The 17,750-nt window shown below is 65.5% G+C and carries 17 protein-coding genes and 1 tRNA gene; 14 read left to right on the top strand and 4 right to left on the bottom strand.

The genetic code is table 11. The features are described from left to right. The first annotated feature begins 867 nt into the window (after nt 1-867). Nucleotides 868-1,116, top strand: coding sequence for a hypothetical protein (locus ACZ60G_RS33365; RefSeq protein WP_465815245.1), 249 nt, complete (start codon nt 868-870; stop codon nt 1,114-1,116). After that, the gene (locus tag ACZ60G_RS33370) at nt 1,113-1,331 is read left to right on the top strand and encodes a hypothetical protein (RefSeq protein ID WP_397043608.1); all 219 of its coding nucleotides are present in this window, start codon (nt 1,113-1,115) and stop codon (nt 1,329-1,331) included. Before ACZ60G_RS33365 ends, ACZ60G_RS33370 begins: the two co-directional genes overlap by 4 nt. A 230-nt stretch (nt 1,332-1,561) precedes the next feature. On the opposite strand, the gene ACZ60G_RS33375 is transcribed toward ACZ60G_RS33370, so the two are convergent. After that, on the bottom strand, nt 1,562-2,563 hold the full coding sequence (locus tag ACZ60G_RS33375; protein ID WP_465815246.1) for an NAD(P)H-quinone oxidoreductase: 1,002 nt from the start codon (nt 2,561-2,563) through the stop codon (nt 1,562-1,564). A gap of 386 nt (nt 2,564-2,949) precedes the next feature. On the opposite strand from ACZ60G_RS33375, the gene ACZ60G_RS33380 reads away from it, so the two are divergent. From ACZ60G_RS33380 to ACZ60G_RS33390, 3 genes are all read left to right on the top strand, one after another. Beyond that, the gene (locus ACZ60G_RS33380) at nt 2,950-4,125 is read left to right on the top strand and encodes a lactate 2-monooxygenase (RefSeq protein WP_465815247.1); all 1,176 of its coding nucleotides are present in this window, start codon (nt 2,950-2,952) and stop codon (nt 4,123-4,125) included. A 195-nt stretch (nt 4,126-4,320) separates the two neighbouring features. After that, on the top strand, nt 4,321-4,728 hold the full coding sequence (locus ACZ60G_RS33385) for a MarR family winged helix-turn-helix transcriptional regulator (protein ID WP_306306451.1): 408 nt from the start codon (nt 4,321-4,323) through the stop codon (nt 4,726-4,728). 44 nt (nt 4,729-4,772) lie between these two features. After that, nucleotides 4,773-4,857, top strand: a tRNA-Ser gene (locus ACZ60G_RS33390). 41 nt (nt 4,858-4,898) lie between these two features. Here ACZ60G_RS33390 and ACZ60G_RS33395 read toward each other — a convergent pair. After that, nucleotides 4,899-5,951: a hypothetical protein gene (locus ACZ60G_RS33395; RefSeq protein ID WP_465815248.1), complete on the bottom strand. Its 1,053-nt coding sequence runs from the start codon at nt 5,949-5,951 to the stop codon at nt 4,899-4,901. A 354-nt stretch (nt 5,952-6,305) separates the two neighbouring features. Between ACZ60G_RS33395 and ACZ60G_RS33400 the strand changes: the two genes are divergently transcribed. After that, nucleotides 6,306-6,656: a hypothetical protein gene (locus tag ACZ60G_RS33400; RefSeq protein WP_465815249.1), complete on the top strand. Its 351-nt coding sequence runs from the start codon at nt 6,306-6,308 to the stop codon at nt 6,654-6,656. Nucleotides 6,657-6,675: 19 nt separating this feature from the next. On the opposite strand, the gene ACZ60G_RS33405 is transcribed toward ACZ60G_RS33400, so the two are convergent. Next, on the bottom strand, nt 6,676-7,878 hold the full coding sequence (locus ACZ60G_RS33405; RefSeq protein WP_063039776.1) for a cysteine desulfurase-like protein: 1,203 nt from the start codon (nt 7,876-7,878) through the stop codon (nt 6,676-6,678). A 229-nt stretch (nt 7,879-8,107) separates the two neighbouring features. On the opposite strand from ACZ60G_RS33405, the gene ACZ60G_RS33410 reads away from it, so the two are divergent. The 8 genes from ACZ60G_RS33410 to ACZ60G_RS33445 all read left to right on the top strand — a co-directional run bounded on the left by ACZ60G_RS33410 (nt 8,108) and on the right by ACZ60G_RS33445 (nt 15,760). Beyond that, nucleotides 8,108-8,716 carry a bacterial proteasome activator family protein gene (locus tag ACZ60G_RS33410; RefSeq protein ID WP_465815250.1) on the top strand — a complete coding sequence of 203 codons (609 nt, stop codon included), beginning with the start codon at nt 8,108-8,110 and terminating at the stop codon, nt 8,714-8,716. A 320-nt stretch (nt 8,717-9,036) separates the two neighbouring features. Beyond that, on the top strand, nt 9,037-9,903 hold the full coding sequence (wzm, locus tag ACZ60G_RS33415) for a galactan export ABC transporter permease subunit Wzm/RfbD (protein WP_465815329.1): 867 nt from the start codon (nt 9,037-9,039) through the stop codon (nt 9,901-9,903). 13 nt (nt 9,904-9,916) lie between these two features. Then, the gene (gene wzt / locus ACZ60G_RS33420; protein WP_063039778.1) at nt 9,917-10,756 is read left to right on the top strand and encodes a galactan export ABC transporter ATP-binding subunit Wzt/RfbE; all 840 of its coding nucleotides are present in this window, start codon (nt 9,917-9,919) and stop codon (nt 10,754-10,756) included. Nucleotides 10,757-11,100: 344 nt separating this feature from the next. After that, nucleotides 11,101-12,051 (top strand): galactofuranosyltransferase GlfT1, encoded by a 951-nt coding sequence (gene glfT1, locus ACZ60G_RS33425; protein WP_465815330.1) that lies wholly within the window; start codon nt 11,101-11,103, stop codon nt 12,049-12,051. Between the two features lie 202 nt (nt 12,052-12,253). Further along, entirely contained in the window at nt 12,254-13,375 is a 1,122-nt protein-coding gene (gene rsgA / locus ACZ60G_RS33430; RefSeq protein WP_465815251.1) for a ribosome small subunit-dependent GTPase A, read from the top strand. Between the two features lie 55 nt (nt 13,376-13,430). After that, complete coding sequence (locus ACZ60G_RS33435) at nt 13,431-14,135, top strand: hypothetical protein (protein WP_465815252.1); 705 nt, start codon at nt 13,431-13,433, stop codon at nt 14,133-14,135. Nucleotides 14,136-14,319: 184 nt separating this feature from the next. Next, a complete protein-coding gene (locus ACZ60G_RS33440; protein ID WP_465815253.1) occupies nt 14,320-15,171 on the top strand; it encodes an SDR family oxidoreductase in 852 nt (283 codons plus the stop codon). A 61-nt stretch (nt 15,172-15,232) separates the two neighbouring features. Next, a complete protein-coding gene (locus ACZ60G_RS33445; protein ID WP_465815254.1) occupies nt 15,233-15,760 on the top strand; it encodes an O-acetyl-ADP-ribose deacetylase in 528 nt (175 codons plus the stop codon). 63 nt (nt 15,761-15,823) lie between these two features. Here ACZ60G_RS33445 and ACZ60G_RS33450 read toward each other — a convergent pair whose 3' ends face one another. Next, nucleotides 15,824-17,719, bottom strand: a complete 1,896-nt coding sequence (locus tag ACZ60G_RS33450) for a glycosyltransferase (RefSeq protein WP_465815255.1) — start codon at nt 17,717-17,719, stop codon at nt 15,824-15,826. Nucleotides 17,720-17,750: the final 31 nt, after the last annotated feature.

Below are 17,750 nucleotides of genomic sequence, written 5' to 3' on the forward strand. Positions count from 1 at the left end.
AGTATGCCTAGGAACGTTCCCAATGCCTGGTCGCGATGCTGAACTGGATGTGCGCTCGGATAGAACTCTCCCACCCTGCAGTAGTTGTCAGGGCCGGGCGCAACTAAGCCACCCAACGCGAGCAGAGGTCTAAATCGATGGACCACATAGCTTTTGGCGACAGCCCGGTTTCACGCTGCTACTTCGACAGGCGGGTTTGCGATCTTCCCGCGACCCTCGACCCGCCTCACCTCGGGCGAATCATCATGAAGGCCGACCACGTATGGGCGTTGATCATGCCCGCCCATCTCGGGCAAGCAGTCAAGTTCCGCATGCAGCAACATGATTCGGATATCGGTCCGATCTTGTCGCATCCCAGGTCCGCTCGCTGGACCTACCTTGTCAGGCCGGATATTCCTGATGACGTGCGACTTTTCGCGGAGATGTTCCGGCTCAACGTCTCCGTGGTGCGGACAGGTGGGACAGTCGCGCTTCCCTCGCCAACAGATCACTGTGTGGAGTTCCGGCGCTGGGTGGAGCCGCCACGATGCACCTTCCGGCCCTCCGGTCTAGTCATAGTCGACGCGATCCGCGCTTGCTCAGGTCAGCCGATGCAGCGGAGGGCGACAAATGCCTGAGTGCACATGTGGGCCATGGATCAAGGTGTCGATGTGCGGTGCGGCGCGGCGCTGTTCAGGGCCAGTACCGGGGAGTTGGCTCAGGTGGCGTGCCCTTCGCGATTCTGCGCGGGCATGGTGCCAGTTGTCGATGGCCGAATAGCGGACCACTCGCCGATCATGCCGAATCCGCAACCGTGCCCCTGGGCCGGTATACGGGTCGTCGACGACCGTGCTGACCACGCGCTCAACGCCATCGGAGTCATGCTCCATGAATGAAGTTGAACGACAACCAAAGACGGAGATAGCACCAGCGGTGGCAGCATTGCTCCAGGTATTTCATGAGCACACGCCGGAGAAATTGAGGCTCGCACCGATCGATAGCGTCACGCTCTGCCACACCCTCAACGGGATCACCGAGGTAGATGAAGCCGGTTGGTGCACCGACTACGACGACACGACCGAAGAGGACGCAACCGTCGTCTTGCCGATCAGCGTCGTAGATCGCGAGAAGCCATGAACGCGAAGGCATCTCCGAAACCAGGCGAACCGGATGTGCACCTGAGCGTATTCCTGCACGGTGCACGATTCGACTTCATCGCATGCCTCACCGCGGCACTGACTTTCGTACAGGAACATCAAGCGCGGCACTACGCCGATGCGGTAACAATGGACCTGGGTGACGCCAGCGGCTACCCGCGCCTCCCCAATGAGCGGTTGTATCTGGAACCCTGAGCCGTCGCAGAGCCATTGCCGACCTCGCACAAGGTAGAGCTTGTGCGAGGTGCCCACTAGTTGTGCGACACCGGACGCCCAACCTCGGTCCGGTGGCCCTCTCGCTCACCGATCCGTTTCCGCTCGAAATCCTTTGGCAAGATCTCGAAGTCGCACTGCCGGTGAATGGATCGTCAGTGCGGGGCAGAGCTGTTGCTCAGCGGAGCTACCGCTGCTCTCGCGCCATCGTGTCAGGCGTCGCGGACGTTCAGGACCACCTTGCCGAAGGTCTCGGAGGAGTCCAGGAGGCGGTGGGCCTCTGCGGCTTCGGTGATCGGGAGTTCGGCGTGGACGACCGGGGCGATGGTGCCGTCCGCGAGGAGTGGCCAGATGTGGCGGTTCAGTTCGGCGATGATGGTCGCCTTGCTGTTGGGGCCCGTGGTGGGGCGGTTGCGGACGTTGTTGGCGTGGATGGTGCCCCATTTGGACAGCAGCGCACCGAGATTCAGCTCGGCGGTGACGCCGCCCTGCATGCCGATCACTACGAGGCGGCCGTGCGGTGCCAGCGCCTCGACGTTTCGTGACAGGTAGGCGGCGCCCATGATGTCGAGGATGATGTCGGCGCCGGGACCGCCCGCACCGTTCTCGGCGCGGATCGCGGCGACGAAATCGTCCTCGCGGTAATTGATCAGGACGCTCGCGCCCAATTCGCGGCACCGCTTCAGCTTCTCCGCCGAGCCCGCTGTCACCGCTACTCGCGCACCTCGGCTCACCGCGACTTGGATGGCGTGCGTGCCGATTCCGCTGCCGCCGCCATGGATCAACACCAACTGCCCGGCGTCCAGCCCGGCGGTCATCGCGAGGTTCGACCACACCGTCGCAGCCGCCTCGGGCAGCGCGGCGGCCGCACCCAGGTCGAGCCCGTCGGGCACCGGCAGCACCTGCGTCGCGGCAACCACGACCTTTTCCGCATACCCGCCGCCGGACAGCAGCGCACAAACCCGATCGCCGACATGCCAATCCCGCACCCCATCACCGACTTCGGCGATGACCCCTGAACATTCCAACCCCATGACCTCACTGGCCCCGGGCGGCGGCGGATAGAACCCCCGTCGCTGCAGCAGATCCGCGCGATTAACCCCCGCCGCGGCAACGTCGATCAGCACCTCCCCATGCCCCGGCACCGGATCCGCCGCCTCGCCCCACTCCATCACCTCGGGTCCCCCGAACCCGTTCAACTTGATAGCGCGCACCGCCCCATCCTGCCCTCGCGAGCACACACACCGTGCACTGGGTATGCGACTCACCCAAGTGCCGCACGTCGGTCCCGCTGGGACGGCGCCAGCAATATGGCGAGCACACACACCGTGTACTGGGTATGCGACTCACCCAAGTGCCGCACGCGCGGGCGCCACCGGGCAGCGCCCAGGTTCAGCCCTGATGACTCCACAGCGCGCGGTGCCGCAATAACACCGCAGAACCGCCGCCGGAGAACGGGCACGCAGCAGAAGTCCGGCACCGCCTGAGTGTGCGGCTCATTCGAGTGCCGGACGTCGGTCCCGCCGGGACGGTTGGCGTCGGCGGCAGCAATATGGCGAGCGGCCTGCGGGGATGAGGGCGGGAGACTAGCGTTCCCGGCGTGAGCAGCTTTGTCGACTTCCAGAACGAGATCTACCTGGGTGGACTCGGTGGCGCGGTGCCCGAATTACCGTTGACGGCTGCGGGTTTGGAAGACCGCGCGCGTGAGGTGCTGAGCGAGGAAGCCTTCGCGTATGTCGCGGGGAGTGCGTCCGGGGAGCGGACGGCGGCGGCCAATCGGTCCGCATTCGACCACCACCGGATTGTGCCGCGGATGCTGCGCGGCACCTCGGGGCCGGGTGCGCGCGATCTGTCGGTGGAGGTGCTCGGGACGCGACTGGCCGCGCCGGTGCTGACCGCGCCGGTCGGGGTGCTGGAGCTGCTGCACGAGGGTGGTGAGGTGATCGTCGCGGAGGTTACGAAGGAACTCGGCGTCGGTACCGTGCTCTCGACGGCGGCCTCGTCCACCATCGAGGATGTCGGCGCGGCGGCTGGCAGCTGGTGGTATCAGCTGTACTGGCCCGCCGATAACGAGCTGGCCAGATCCTTCGTCGAGCGCGCGGAACGGGCGGGTGCGTCGGCCATTGTCGTCACCGTCGACACCCCGAGCCTCGGCTGGCGGCCCCGCGATCTCGAGCTCGCACATCTGCCGTTCCTGCACGGCAGAGGCATTGCCAACTATCTATCGGATCCGGTCTTCCGCGCGAAGCTTTCCGCGCCACCCGAAGAGAGCGCGGACGCGATGCGAGCCGCGATCCTCACCTGGAGCGGACTGTTCGGCAACCACGCGCTGCGCCCCGCCGACCTCGCCCACCTCCGCGAGTGGACCGATCTGCCGATCGCCGTCAAGGGCATCCTGCATCCGGACGACGCCCGTCAAGTCGTCGACGCGGGTGCCGACGCGGTGGTCGTCAGCAACCATGGCGGCCGCCAGGTCGACGGTGCCATCGCCGCACTCGATGCCCTCCCCGCTGTGGTCGCCACCATCGGCGACCGCGCGGACATCCTGTTCGACTCCGGCATCCGCACCGGTTCGGACATGCTCACCGCGCTGGCACTCGGTGCGAAGGCGGTGCTCTACGGCCGCCCATGGGCATACGGTCTCGGCATCGCGGGCCGAGCGGGTGTGCGGCACGCGCTGCGCGTCCTGCTCGCGGACTTCGACTCCGTTATGGGCCTGTCCGGATGCGCGAATCCAACCGAGCTCGACCGTTCGTTGATCGCGGCAATCCGCTGACCCCGCCCGGTCATCGGGCCATAATTCAGGATTTGATTAATCGTGTGTCCAGGTCTTTCGCTGGACCCCTGGGCTGTGCGTTTGTGCAGTTCAGGCGCGCATAGAATGGAACTCGTGATTCCAGAACCGAGCAGTCACGCGCCCGTAGAGCCGCAATGGCTCTCGTCGTCGCAGCAGCGTGCCTGGCGGGCCTATATGGACGGTAACCAGCGCTTGGCGACGGCACTGAACCGTCAACTGCAACGCGACTCCGATCTCACCCTCGCCGAATACCGAATCCTCGTCCTGCTCTCCGAGGCCCCCGACCGTTCATTGCGCATGAGCGAGCTGGCCGACGGTGTGCTGTCCTCGCGTAGTCGGCTCACCCATCAGATCCGCCGCTTGGAGACCCAGCGGATGGTCCGCCGCAATACTTGCCTCGAGGACGGCCGCGGTGTACTCGCCGAACTCACCGAGGAAGGTATGCGGCGGCTGGAGGCCGCCGCACCCGGTCACGTCGAGGCGGTCCGCCGCAACTTCATCGACCTACTCGGCCCCGAACAACTCGAGATAGTCGGCGAGGTCTTCGCCCGCGTCGACCACGAGATAGGCAACTCCGACTAACCCCTCGGCAGACGGCGCACGGCAACGGGTAATCTCGTTGGCCTGGAGACGTGGCAGAGCGGCCGAATGCACTCGCCTTGAAAGCGAGCGTCGCGAGAGCGACCGGGGGTTCAAATCCCTCCGTCTCCGCAACACTTTTCGACGATCCGCCCCCTGCCCGAAGCGCGGGATCAACCGGTCGTCGTGACCATCAATTCCGTCAGCAAGCGCAGTGCGTGGTCCATCTCCGCTTCGGTCATCCGAGCCATACCGCACGATGTGCTCAGCCCGCCGAATGGACGAGGGTAATACTTCCGCGCTTGCGTCAAGGCCAAGCGGACATGGTCCGGACTCGCCTTCTCGTGCACGATGCCTGCGTAGATAGTCGCGTCGGTGGTCAGCTGTTCCAACGGCTGATAGATATCGGGGTTGTCCACGTCGGCGAACGGCAGTACGTCGGCCGCCGCCAGCGGAATATGAATGCCCTGCAGCGTCCTGCCCTCGGGCCATGCCGCCACGATGGCGTTGACCAAGAGCACAACCGGCTCGAACCCGTTGATCTGCTTCAGCCACGTGCTGTGCTCCCAGTCGCCACGGCACAGATGGATCGTGACACGGGCACCCTCCGGCATCCGGCGCACGAATGCGGCGAGATCCGAAGCCAGCTCAACGGCTTTCGCGGCCCGCTCTTGCGCCGACTCGATCACCTCGATCGTCAACATGCGCCCGGGACTCTCGAGTTGGAACACCACATCGCCATCGAACAGCCGGTGAATAGCGAAGATCTCTTCCAGCGCCGGTTTCCGAAAAGACTCGTAATGCTGCTCGAGTCCGGCCTCACCCAGGGCGAAGTACGCATGATCGTACGGATCGACAATGCACGCCTGGTAGCTCTTGCTGCTGCCGCGTTCCTCGATCATGCGCTCCAGAATCGGCTTGGCCGCCTCGGCTTGGTCGAAATACCCGAGCAGCACCGGCGGAATCTCGAGCTCACGCTCGCCGGTGTACTCGTAACCAGGCATCCCCGGATACGCCAACTCGATGTTTCCGTCCTTCACCTTCCGCATTCCAGGAAGCGCGAAGGTACTGCGCAGCCTCGGCATGATCCAACCGGGAAAAGCCGTGTCACCCTCCGGAAACGACGGCAGGTACTCCCACATCGTGCCGAATTTCTCCATCGCGATCTGTCGTGTCGGCGCGTTGGCGCTTCCAACCAGATACGTCACGGGCAGTGAAAGAGCCATCGGGTTTCCTCTCCGTACAGATGTGCGGGGACTATAGCGCCGACGAGCTCGGCGCGACTCCCGCCACCCAGCTTCGACCCGAGTCGTGTACGACGCGAGATACCTTGTCTCGCAAGTAAACTCACAAAATCGGCGGAGGTGCTCAACTCTCTCGGACGCCCTCCCGGTGCTGGGAACCGCAATGCTCTCCGCAATCGCCGCCGAGAACTCGGCAACGCTGAACGTTATGACGACCGCCCAACAGGCGAGTGAGCCGGCCTATCCGCGCGGCGTGGCGTCCAGCTGAGCTCTTCGCCTCGGATCGATGTGCCCCGGACAGTTGCGTGACATATCATCGATGCCATACTCGAATGTATGTTCGATAATCGACATCGAGACGTCTGGCGGCCGTACTCACCGCTCCTGCCGATCTACGTCGACATCGATCGTGTGCTTCCGCCGGGTGGATCGCCGACCCGCGAGGTATCGGCGCGGGTGAAGAAGTACGGCCTGGTCTTGTCCGGTCGGATGGCGGCCAGGCAGCGGGCCTGGCATCGGCTCGTGGACGGGCGCTGGGTGGCCAGTATCGAGGTGCCGGTCGAGACCAACGGGCAGTGGATCTATCTGGACTTCATCGCGCCGGCCGACGCGGTCGCGCCACGCGAGGGCGGCGACGCGATGCCGGAGCGACCGAGCAATCAGTGGGGGCAGCCGAAGCGATACTGACGACCGGCAGCGCCCGGACTCACTCCAGGGCGGCCAGCGCGCGACCCAACTGATCGATCTCGAATTTCGTTGTGTACGGGGCCAACCCGACGGTTACGGCGCCACCTTCGTCGTTGACGCCGAGGGCATCCAACAACCGGCTGCCGCCGTGGACGCCGCTCAAGGTGCCGATGCGGGCGTCGGCGAGTTTGGCGGCTACCTTCTCGGCTTGCATGCCTGCCATGGTGAAGCTGACGGTGGGGATGCGGGTGGAGGCGCGGCCGATGACGGTCAGGTTGGAGATTTTGTCGAGCACGTCCATCAGGTGCTCGAAGAGTTGGTCGTGGTAGTCCTGCAGCGAGGTGATGGAGATTTCCAGGCGCTCGCGGCGGGTGCCGCGAGCGCGCTCGTCCAGGCCGGCGAGGAAGTCGATGGAAGTGGTCAAGCCGGCGAGCAGGGCGTATTGGTGGCCGCCGACCTCCAGGCGTTCGGCGCCTTTTGCATAGGGGTTCAACGACATCGACGGAATACGGTCCAGGAAGGCCGGATCGCGGAAAACCAGCGCGCCGATCTGCGGACCACCCCACGCGGGCGCGCTCAACGCGACCACATCGGCATTCAGTTCGTCGATATCGATGAGGGCATAGGGCGCGGCGCCGATGCAATCGGCGACGAGCAGACCACCCACCTCGTGCACCCGATCCGCCGCGATTCGCACCCCGGGCGCCGAACCGACGATCGGCGATGCCGCGGTCAGCGCGACCAGCCGGGCGGTCGGGCCGATCAATTCCTCGAACTGCCACGACGGCATCTCACAGGTCTCGATCTCGACCTCGGCCCAGCGCACATGCGCGCCGTAGCGATTCGCGATCCGCAACCACGGCGCGACGTTCGCCTCGTCATCCAATCGCGACAGCACTATCCCGGTGCCGAGGCCGAGCCGCGAACTCAGCGACTCCGCCAGCCAGGCCAGCAAAACCGCACGGTCCGGTCCGAGCACGACGCCCGCCGGATCAGCGCCGACCAGATCCGCGACGGCCTCGCGCGCCGCGTCCAGAATCGCGGCACTGCGAACGGCGGCGCCATTGCGGCCGATATGGGAAAACGAAGAAGTGCGGAAACCTGTTGATACAGCACGAGATACCGAATCCGGGACCAGCATTCCGCCCTGCGGGTCGAGGTGGATCCAGCCGTCGCCGAGGGACGGTATCAGGCCCCGAACCCTCGCGACGTCGTAAGTCATGTTGGCCACTCTAAGGGCAGCGGGCGAGGCTGGGTAACCGCGTTCCCCCTCACCGGCAGGCAGGGGTGCAGTGAACTGGGACTCAGCATGGCAACCGACTTTCAGCAAATCCGAACCACACGACCCGAACAGAATAGACGCCACCTCTGCGCCGCGGCGCCGACCCGGTGACCTGATCGAAGGGCGACCGACTTAGCGCGTTCGCGGCGGACGCGACATGATGGGGACCATGACGCAATCGGATGGAGCACCCGAATCCATTGTCGTGATCGGACCCGACGGCAGGCCGCTGGCTATTCCGGTCGAGTCCGGCTCGGACATGCCCTTCACCGCGCAGGTCGTTACCGACGGCAATCAGAAATCCGACAATGCGGACAATAAGGACGACGTCGAGGAATCGCTCGCCGATATGGTCGAGCAGCCCGCAAAGGTCATGCGCATCGGGACCATGATCAAACAATTGCTGGAGGAGGTCCGCGCGGCTCCGCTGGACGATGCCAGCCGGACCCGGCTGCGCGAGATCCACAAATCCTCGGTGCGCGAACTCGAACAGGGTCTGGCACCAGAATTGCGCGAGGAACTGGAGCGGCTCACGCTGCCGTTCACCGATGACGTGGTGCCGTCGGATGCCGAACTTCGCATCGCTCAGGCCCAGCTCGTCGGCTGGTTGGAAGGTCTTTTCCACGGCATCCAGACGGCGCTGTTCGCCCAGCAGATGGCGGCGCGCGCGCAGCTGGAACAGATGCGTCAGGGTGCGCTGCCGCCCGGCATCCACGCGACCGACCCGCGCGGGGGCCAGTCGAACCCGCCGATCGGCGGCTCCGGACAATATCTCTGAGTAGATCCGAGTCGAGTGCGAGCCGGGTAGGCGGTGTCTGATTTGCGGCGATCGCGGGGCCCTATGTGGTTACGCTCCGCTAGCGCCTCCGGGCCCTGCCGCTCACGCCGCGGGGAATCGCGAGGGTAGTGTCGAGCACCGTGCCGTCCGCTGCCGCCCGCCCCGACTCGGTCTCCGATGTGAATACGGCGCGTCCCGATGAGAGCTCGGATCGTCCTGAAGAGGGTTCAGTGCGTTCAGATACCAGCCAAGCGCGTACCGACGAGAGTTCCGATGAGACCTCCGTGCCTCCTGAAGAGAACACCGCGCCGGAGCATCCGGTGAGCTCCGACGCGGAAACGCCCGCGCCGGCGAGTGCGATCGTCTCGGACTCGCAGACCTTCGGTCGCGCGTTCAAGGACTTCCGCGGCGGCTTCGCGCAGCGCGAGCTCTGGCTGTCGCTCGGCTGGCAGGACATCAAACAGCGCTATCGACGCTCGGTGCTCGGCCCGTTCTGGATCACCATCGCGACCGGTGTGCAAGCCGCCGCGATCGGCATTCTGTACTCGGCGCTGCTCGGCCAGTCGATCAAGTCGTATCTGCCGTATGTGGCCGTCGGCATCATCGTCTGGAATGTGATCCAGGCCAGCATCCTCGAGGGCTCGGAGGTCTTCATCGCCAATGAGGGGCTGATCAAACAGCTGCCGTCGGCGCTGAGCGTGCACGTCTATCGCCTGGTTTGGCGGCAGTTGCTGTTCTTCGCGCACAACATGCTGATTTATCTGGTGGTGCTGTTCGCATTCGGCGTCTGGGAAAAACTGCACTGGACCGCCATTTTCGCGATCCCCGCGCTCGGGCTGTTGTTCCTCAACTCGATGTGGGTCTCGATCGTGTTCGGCATCTTCAGCACCCGCTACCGCGATATCGCGCCGATCCTCGGCAGTCTCACGCTGATGCTGTTCGTGCTGACGCCGGTCATGTGGAATACGAAAAGCCTGGAAGAACAGGGTGGTCAGGTGAGCGAGCGCGCGAAGCTGGCCGAAATCGTGCCGACCTTCCATTACCTGGAGATCATCCGCGCGCCGCTGCTCGGTGATGATCAGCATCTGTATCACTGGGTGATCGTCGGGACCATTACCGTAGTCGGCTGGATCGTGGCGATCTTCGCCATGAAGCAGTACCGTTCGCGCGTGCCGTACTGGGTATAGGAGATCGGGCCCGATGACCGACCATGTGAGTATCGAAACCCGCCAGGCGTGGGTCGAGTTCCCGATCTTCGACGCCAAATCGCGGTCGCTGAAAAAGGCTTTTCTCGGCAAGGCGGGCGGTGCGATCGGCCGCAATCAGTCCGATGTCGTGGTGGTCGAGGCGCTGCGCGACATCACCCTTTCGCTGAAAGAGGGCGACCGGGTCGGCCTGGTCGGACATAACGGCGCGGGCAAATCGACACTGCTGCGGTTGCTTTCGGGAATCTACGAACCCTCGCGCGGCAGTGCTCGCATCCGCGGCCGGGTGGCGCCGGTATTCGACCTCGGCGTCGGTATGGATCCGGAGATCTCCGGCTTCGAGAACATCATCATCCGTGGGCTTTTCCTCGGACAGACGCGCAAGCAGATGCTGTCGAAGATCGATGAGATCGCCGAATTCACCGAACTCGGCGAATATCTGTCGATGCCGTTGCGCACCTATTCCACCGGTATGCGGGTGCGCTTGGCGATGGGCGTGGTGACCTCCATCGATCCGGAGATCCTGCTGCTCGACGAGGGTATCGGCGCGGTGGATGCCGAATTCATGAAGAAGGCTCGGATCCGGTTGCAATCACTGGTGGCCCGCTCGGGCATCCTGGTGTTCGCCAGCCATTCCAACGAATTTCTCGCCCAGCTCTGTGATACCGCCATGTGGATCGACCACGGGCAGATCCGTTTGCGCGGCGGTATCGAAGAAGTGGTGCGCGCCTATGAGGGCCCGGACGCGGGCAATCATGTCGCCACCGTGCTGCGCGAAATGGAAGCGGAGCGGAAAATGGGAACCGAGCGAGAATTGGAGCGGAATCAGGCATGAGTGAGCCGACCGGGCAGAACGCCCCGATCGACGCAGGGCGCGAGGGCCCGATCGACTCCGTGCCGGATTCCGATGCACCGACCTCGAGCGCCCACGCCGTGCCGCACGACGCAACACCTCAGCCCGCAGACGCGGCAGCGCAAGCTCCGAATGCCCCGGGGCAGCAGCGTGCGGACGACCCCGCAGCGCAGGCCTCGGACGACTCGGCGTCGCAGCCCGCAGACGCAACCCCGCTGCCCGCAGACGACGCAACACCGCAATCCACGCCTCAGCCTGCGGACGACCAGGCAACGCAGCTCCCAGACGACCTGGACGACGACTCCGACGAACCCTCACCCACACAGATCGAAGCCGCGCGCACCCCGGCGGGCACCGGCCCCGACGCCAAAATCGTCGCCGTCGTCGTCACCCACAAGCGCCGCGAGCTGCTCGCCGAATCGCTGAAAGTGCTTGTCTCCCAGACCCGCCCGGTGGACCACCTGATCGTGGTCGACAACGCCAATGAACCCGAGGTCGCGGAGCTGGTCGCCCAGCAGCCGGTCGAGGCCACCTACCTCGGTTCGGCGCACAATCTCGGCGGCGCGGGCGGTTTCGCGCTCGGCATGCTGCACGCGCTGACCCTCGGCGCGGACTGGGTGTGGCTGGCCGACGACGACGGCCGCCCCGACGGCTCGGAAGTCCTTGCCACGCTGCTGGATTGCGCGGGCCGACACGGTCTGGTCGAGGTATCTCCGGTGGTCTGCGATATCGATGAACCGGACCGGCTCGCCTTCCCGCTGCGCCGCGGTGTGGTCTGGCGGCGGCTACGTTCCGAGCTAGGCGATGAAGACTTCCTGCCCGGCATCGCCTCGCTCTTCAACGGCGCGCTGATCTCTGCCAAGGCGGTCGATCTGATCGGCGTTCCGGACCTGCGGCTATTCGTGCGCGGCGACGAGGTCGAGGTGCATCGCAGGCTGGTCCGCTCCGGTCTGCCGTTCGGCACCTGTCTACAGACGGCCTACCTGCATCCCAACGGCGCCGCCGAATTCAAGCCGATCCTCGGCGGCCGGATGCACACCCAGTATCCGGACGACCCGGTCAAGCGCTACTTCACCTACCGCAACCGCGGCTACCTGATGTCCCAGCCCGGTATGCGCAAACTGCTACCCCAGGAATGGATCCGGTTCTCCTGGTTCTTCCTCGTCACCCGCCGCGATCCGGCCGGTCTGCGCGAATGGTTCCACCTGCGCAGCCTGGGCCGCAACGAGCAGTTCGGCAAGCCGAGCCCGGACCAGAAGCCCACCGACGAAAAATAGATTGCGCGGGTCTGCGCGCCATGCCAAAGTTGGCGAGCAACGTCGAGACGAGAGTGAGGAGGTGGAAATCGTGACACGGACCGTTCGGATTGTCGTGCCCGGATCAGCTGCGCAAACGCACGCTGTCGCACGAATTTCCGCCTCAGATACCTCTCGCTGAGTCCGGTTCGGGCTCGGCGCCCGACGAAGGATTCCCTCCATCATGGTCGACCACGACCTCCTCGTCCCTTACGGCTGGACCGAAGCCGTTGCCAATGAATACGACTCACTCATCGACGATGGGTGCGTCCCCGCGCGGGTGATCCGCATGGATCGCAGCGAATGCGATGTCGCGACACCGACCGGACTAACGCGCGCCCGTTGCCAGCGTTTGATTTGGCCTGAGCGGGGGCCGTCCATGGTTACGCAAGCTGCCTCCTCCCGGCCTGACCCGCTCAGGCGGGGTGCCGACTCCGAGATCAGCGGCCTGTGCACCGGAGACTGGGTGAGCATCGATGCCGAACTGAATGTGCGACAGCTACTGCCACGCCGCGGCGCGATCATGCGCTCGGCCGCGAACCGGCGCGCACAGGGCCAGGTGCTCGCCGCGAATGTCGATACCGTGCTGATCTGCAGTGCGGCCGACGGTGATATCGACCTCGGTCGGATCGAGCGCATGCTCGCGCTGGCCTGGGAGAGCAGCGCACAGCCGATCGTGGTGCTCACCAAAGCGGATGCGGCGCTGGATATTCCGCTCGGCGAAGTGCAGGCCGTCGCGCCCGGCGCGGTCGCCCTCGCGGTCAGTGCGGATACCGGATCCGGACTCGATGTGCTCACCGCGATGCTCGACGGCACCGTCGCGCTGATCGGTCCGTCCGGCGTCGGGAAATCGACGCTCGCCAATGCCCTGCTCGGCCAGGAAGTCTTCGCCACCAACGCCGTTCGCGCGGTGGACAAGAAGGGCAGGCACACCACGGTGCATCGGGAGCTGCGGCCGCTGCCCGGCGGCGGCACGCTGATCGATACACCCGGACTGCGCGGCATCGGACTATGGGATGCCGCGGAAGGCATCGAGAAAACCTTCAGCGATATCGAATCCATCGCGGCGCACTGCCGATTCGACGACTGCGCGCACAACGGCGAACCCGGCTGTGCCGTACAGGAAGCCATCGGCAGCGGCGCGCTCACCCAGCGGCGCTTCGACAGCTACCGCAAACTCGAACGGGAAAACGCCTGGATGGCAGCGCGATCGGATAAGCGGCTGCAAGCCGAACGCGCCAAGGTGTGGCGCGATATCCACAAGCAGCAGCGGCAGTTCTACCAGGAGAGAAGCTCGCGCCGCTGATTTTGCGGAATCACGGTAGGGTCGGCACGCACAAAACGCGAACGGGAGGGTGCAGATGAGTTACCCCGGCGGGTATCCGCCTCAGGGCCAGCCCGGGCAATGGCCCGGACAGCCCGCATATGGTCAGCCGGCGCCGCAGGGCGCGCCGAATCCCTACGGTGCGCCACCGCAATACGCGCCGCCCGCGGGGCAGCCACCGATCAGTCAACCGCAGGTGCCGCAACCGCCGTACGGCAGTCAGCCGCATATTCCGCAGCCACAGTACGGCCAGCCCGTACCGCAGCAGCCATACGGTCAGCCTGCTCAGCCCTATGGGCAGCAGCCGTACGGCCAGGCGCCCTACGGACAGCCGGTTCCGCAGCAGGCACCGGCCCCGCCGGGCATCACCGTCGAGGCCTCGTATGAGTGGTTCGCCTTCCTGTTGGCGATCACCAAGCCGAAGATCCTGATCAACGGTCAGCGGGTGCCGAATACGCGGTGGGGTCAGAACCATATTCCGGTCGGCCCGGGGCAGTACCACGTGAAGGTGACCACGCCCTGGCTGTTCGATATGGGCCCGGCGAATGCGACGGCCGCGATTCAGGAAGGTCAGGGCGCACGGTTCTACTACAAGCCGCCCGCGGTCATCTTCCTCAACGGTGCGATCGGCCCGGTTCCGCAGAAGACGCCGGGTGCCATCTTCATCTACATCAGCTGGGGCATCGTGGCATTGATGATCCTGTTGAACATCGTGTTGATCGCCGGCGCATCCAGCATCTGACAGCGCCGAAAGGGCGTCGGGGCTCCGGCGCCCTTTCTTCGCCCACCCTATGCAACTGGTTGCATAGTGGCCTGGGTTACCCTTGACGTGCACAACACCCGTCGGCGACTGCTCGCCGGTCGCTCGAACGGGTCGGCACGGCCGCGGGCGCACCCACCCGCGGCCTGGACGACAGGAGCAGGTCATGACGGAACCGGGATCGAAGCCGCTCGCGGGCGCGACGATGATCATGTCGGGCGGCAGCCGTGGCATAGGTCTGGAGATCGCCAAGCGAGCCGCCGCCGACGGCGCGAATATCACCCTGATCGCGAAGACCGACCAGCCGCATCCGAAGCTGCCGGGCACCATCCATACCGCGGCCGCGGAACTCGAGGCGGCGGGCGGAACCGTACTGCCGTTCGTCGGCGATGTGCGCATCGATGAGTCGGTCGCCGAGGCCGTGCGCCAGACCGTCGAGCGGTTCGGCGGCATCGACATCGTCGTCAACAACGCCTCGGCGATCGACCTGTCTCCCACCGACGCCATCTCCATGAAGAAGTACGACCTGATGCAGGACATCAACTGCCGCGGCAGCTTCCTGCTCGCCAAGCTCAGCATTCCCGCGCTGCGCGAATCGGCCGCGGCGGGCCGCAACCCGCACATCCTCACCCTGTCCCCGCCGCTCAACCTGGACCCGAAGTGGGCCGGCATGGCGCTCGGCTACACCATCGCCAAGTACGGAATGTCGCTCACCACACTGGGTTTGGCCGAGGAACTCAAGGGCGACGGCATCGCCGTCAACTCGCTGTGGCCGCGCACCACCATCGCCACGGCCGCGGTCAAGAATCTGCTCGGCGGCGAGGAAATGATCGCCACCTCCCGCACCCCCGATATCTACGCCGACGCCGCCTACCTGGTCCTCACCTCACCGTCGAAGGAGACCAGCGGCAACTTCTTCCTCGATGACGAAGTACTCGCCGCACATGGCATCACCGACCTGGACAAGTACCGCGTCGTCCCCGGCGATGCCGAACTGACCACCGACCTGTTCCTCTGATCGGCCGAGGGTGGGCGCGTGGCTCCGAGGAACCCCGCGCCAACCCGCTACCGTCGATGGCGTGACTGGACAACCGAACCCGGCCGAGATCACGCTGGTCCGCGGTGACATCACCCAGCAGGCGGTCGACGCGATCGTCAATGCGGCCAATTCTTCGCTGCTCGGCGGCGGCGGTGTCGACGGCGCCATCCATCGGGCAGGCGGGCCCGAAATCCTCGATGCCTGCCGGAAATTACGCGCATCGCAGTACGGCAAGGGGCTGCCGACAGGTCAGGCCGTCGCCACCACCGCGGGGCGGCTGTCCGCGCACTGGGTTATCCACACCGTCGGGCCGGTCTGGTCGGCGAGCGAGGACCGCTCCGCCCAGCTCGTCTCGTGCTACCGCGAATCACTGCGGGTGGCAGACGAATTGGGCGCGCGCACCGTCGCGTTCCCGGCCATCTCCACCGGCATCTACCGCTGGCCGATCGACGACGGCGCACGGATCGCCATCGAGACGGTGCGCGAAGCGGCAACGAACGTGACGGAAGTTCGCTTCGTCCTCTTCGACGAGCGTGCGTACACCGCATTCGAATCCGTACTTCGCTGAGCCCGGTCGGCGCGTGCGCCATTCGGCACGCCGCGCGATCATTTCGTGCGCGGCGGCACCGGCTCAGTTCGGCTCGATGCCGTAGAGGCGCTCCCAGTTCTCGCGGCTGGTCAGCTCCGGCATCGCCGCGCGGTACTGCCGGGTGAGGTTGGGCAGTTCGCGGCGCAGGCGGCGCAGGACGCGGATGGTGCGGATGAGCAGGGCGCGAGCGCGCGCCTTATCGCGCTGCCGGACCCGGACACCGGACTGCGAGGCGTCGGTGACCACGACGTGGTCGAACAGCGAAACGTGCCACCAGTGCGCGTCCTCGCGGGTGATGCCGATCAGCCCGTGCTGGGTGCGCCCGGTCCACTGGGCGATGGCCCGCTTGATCAGCACCGCCGTGACCTGGCTCGGTTCGCCACCGGCCCGACGCAAATTGATATCGGCCGAGCGCACCGGCGGGGTCGCGGCGGGATGCTTGATGGTCTCGGCGTAATCGCCGCGACTGGTTCGAGCGGCGGCCAGCGCGGCGATTCCACCGTCGCGCAGGACCTTCGGCCCCTGCAGGAAGTCCTCGATGCCCTGCAGGGTGGTGTGCACCAGGCCGTACTGCATGGCGACCAGATGTTCGGCCAGACTCCGGAACAGCTGGCGGGTAATGGCTTTGCCGTCGAGATCGGTGTGCAGCGAACCGACGATCAACGAGTTGCGCGTGCTGAAGTAGCGCGCCCAGTCGTCGTAGTCCTTCCAGTAGAAGTCCGCGTGCCATACCGCGGCGTTCGGCAGCGTCACCGTGACGAACCCGTGCTCGCGGGCCCGGATGCCGTATTCGACATCGTCCCATTGGAAGAAGATCGGCACCGGCAGCCCGATCTCGGCGACCACCTCGGCCGGGATGAGGCAGGTCCACCAGGCGTTGTAGCCGGCGTCGACGCGGCGCTCCTGGTTCTTCTTCAGCATGCTGGTGTTGCGCAATGCCTTCGACACCTTCTGGCCGTGCTTAAGTTCGTGCAGGTGCACTTCCTCGGCGCCGACATTCAGGTAATCCGGGTTGAGCAGGAACAACATCTGCGCACCGACCAGGGTCGGTTCCACGGTCATATTGGCGAAGGCGTTGAGCCGCAACACCGTTTCCGGTTCGCAGAGGATGTCGTCGTCCATCAGGATGACGTCGGCGTGCTCGTTGACCGCGGACACCTCGTACAGGCCACGGGTAAAGCCGCCCGCACCACCGAGATTCGGCTGCCGGATGTAGCGCAGTTTGTCACCGAAGATCGGCAGCGTCTCCTGGAAGCGCGCCTGGTTCTCCACCAGATCGGTGCCCTGATCCACCACATAGACCGCGTCGATGGCCTCCAGAATCGGGGCGTCGGAGGCCAGCGCGGCCACCGTCTCGGCGCAGTCCGCGGCCCGGTTGAACGTGCAGATCGCGATGGCGACCGGGCGCATGTGGTCGGGTGCCGTGGCGGACCAGGTCTGCGCGGAAATGCCGAGTTCGCCGCCGATGGCATCGAATTCGAGCCACAGCGCGCCACCGTCGACGTACTGGTCCAGCGGTGCGGTCAGGGTCAGCGGGCCGCTGGTGGTGATCTCGGCGGTCTCGATGATCCGGCGGTGCCCGGCGATATCGGAGGCGACCACCCGGACGCGGGCCTTCTTGGTCACATCGAGCACCATGCTCACCCACACCTCGGTGACCGTGGTCCAGCGCTGCCAGTAGCTGGCCGCGAAGCGCCCGAAGTAGGTGTTGGTATGCGCGGACGCGCCCTTCTCCAGTCTCAGCTCCAGGCGTTCCCGATGTGCGCGACCCTTGACGACGGCGTAGAGCTCGTCACTCACCTTCGCCGACGGACCGGTGAAGATGCCGCGCTGCAGCACCAGCCGATCGGGCGCCTGATGGTCGACGCGCAGCGAGGCGGGCGCGGTCGAAGGTTGGTCAGTTGTCTCGGTAACGGCCTGGGTAGCCGACTGATCCATGAAGTCCTCGAAATCGTTTCGGTGCCGACGG

The sequence above is a fragment of the Nocardia sp. NPDC102475 genome (assembly GCF_055584605.1).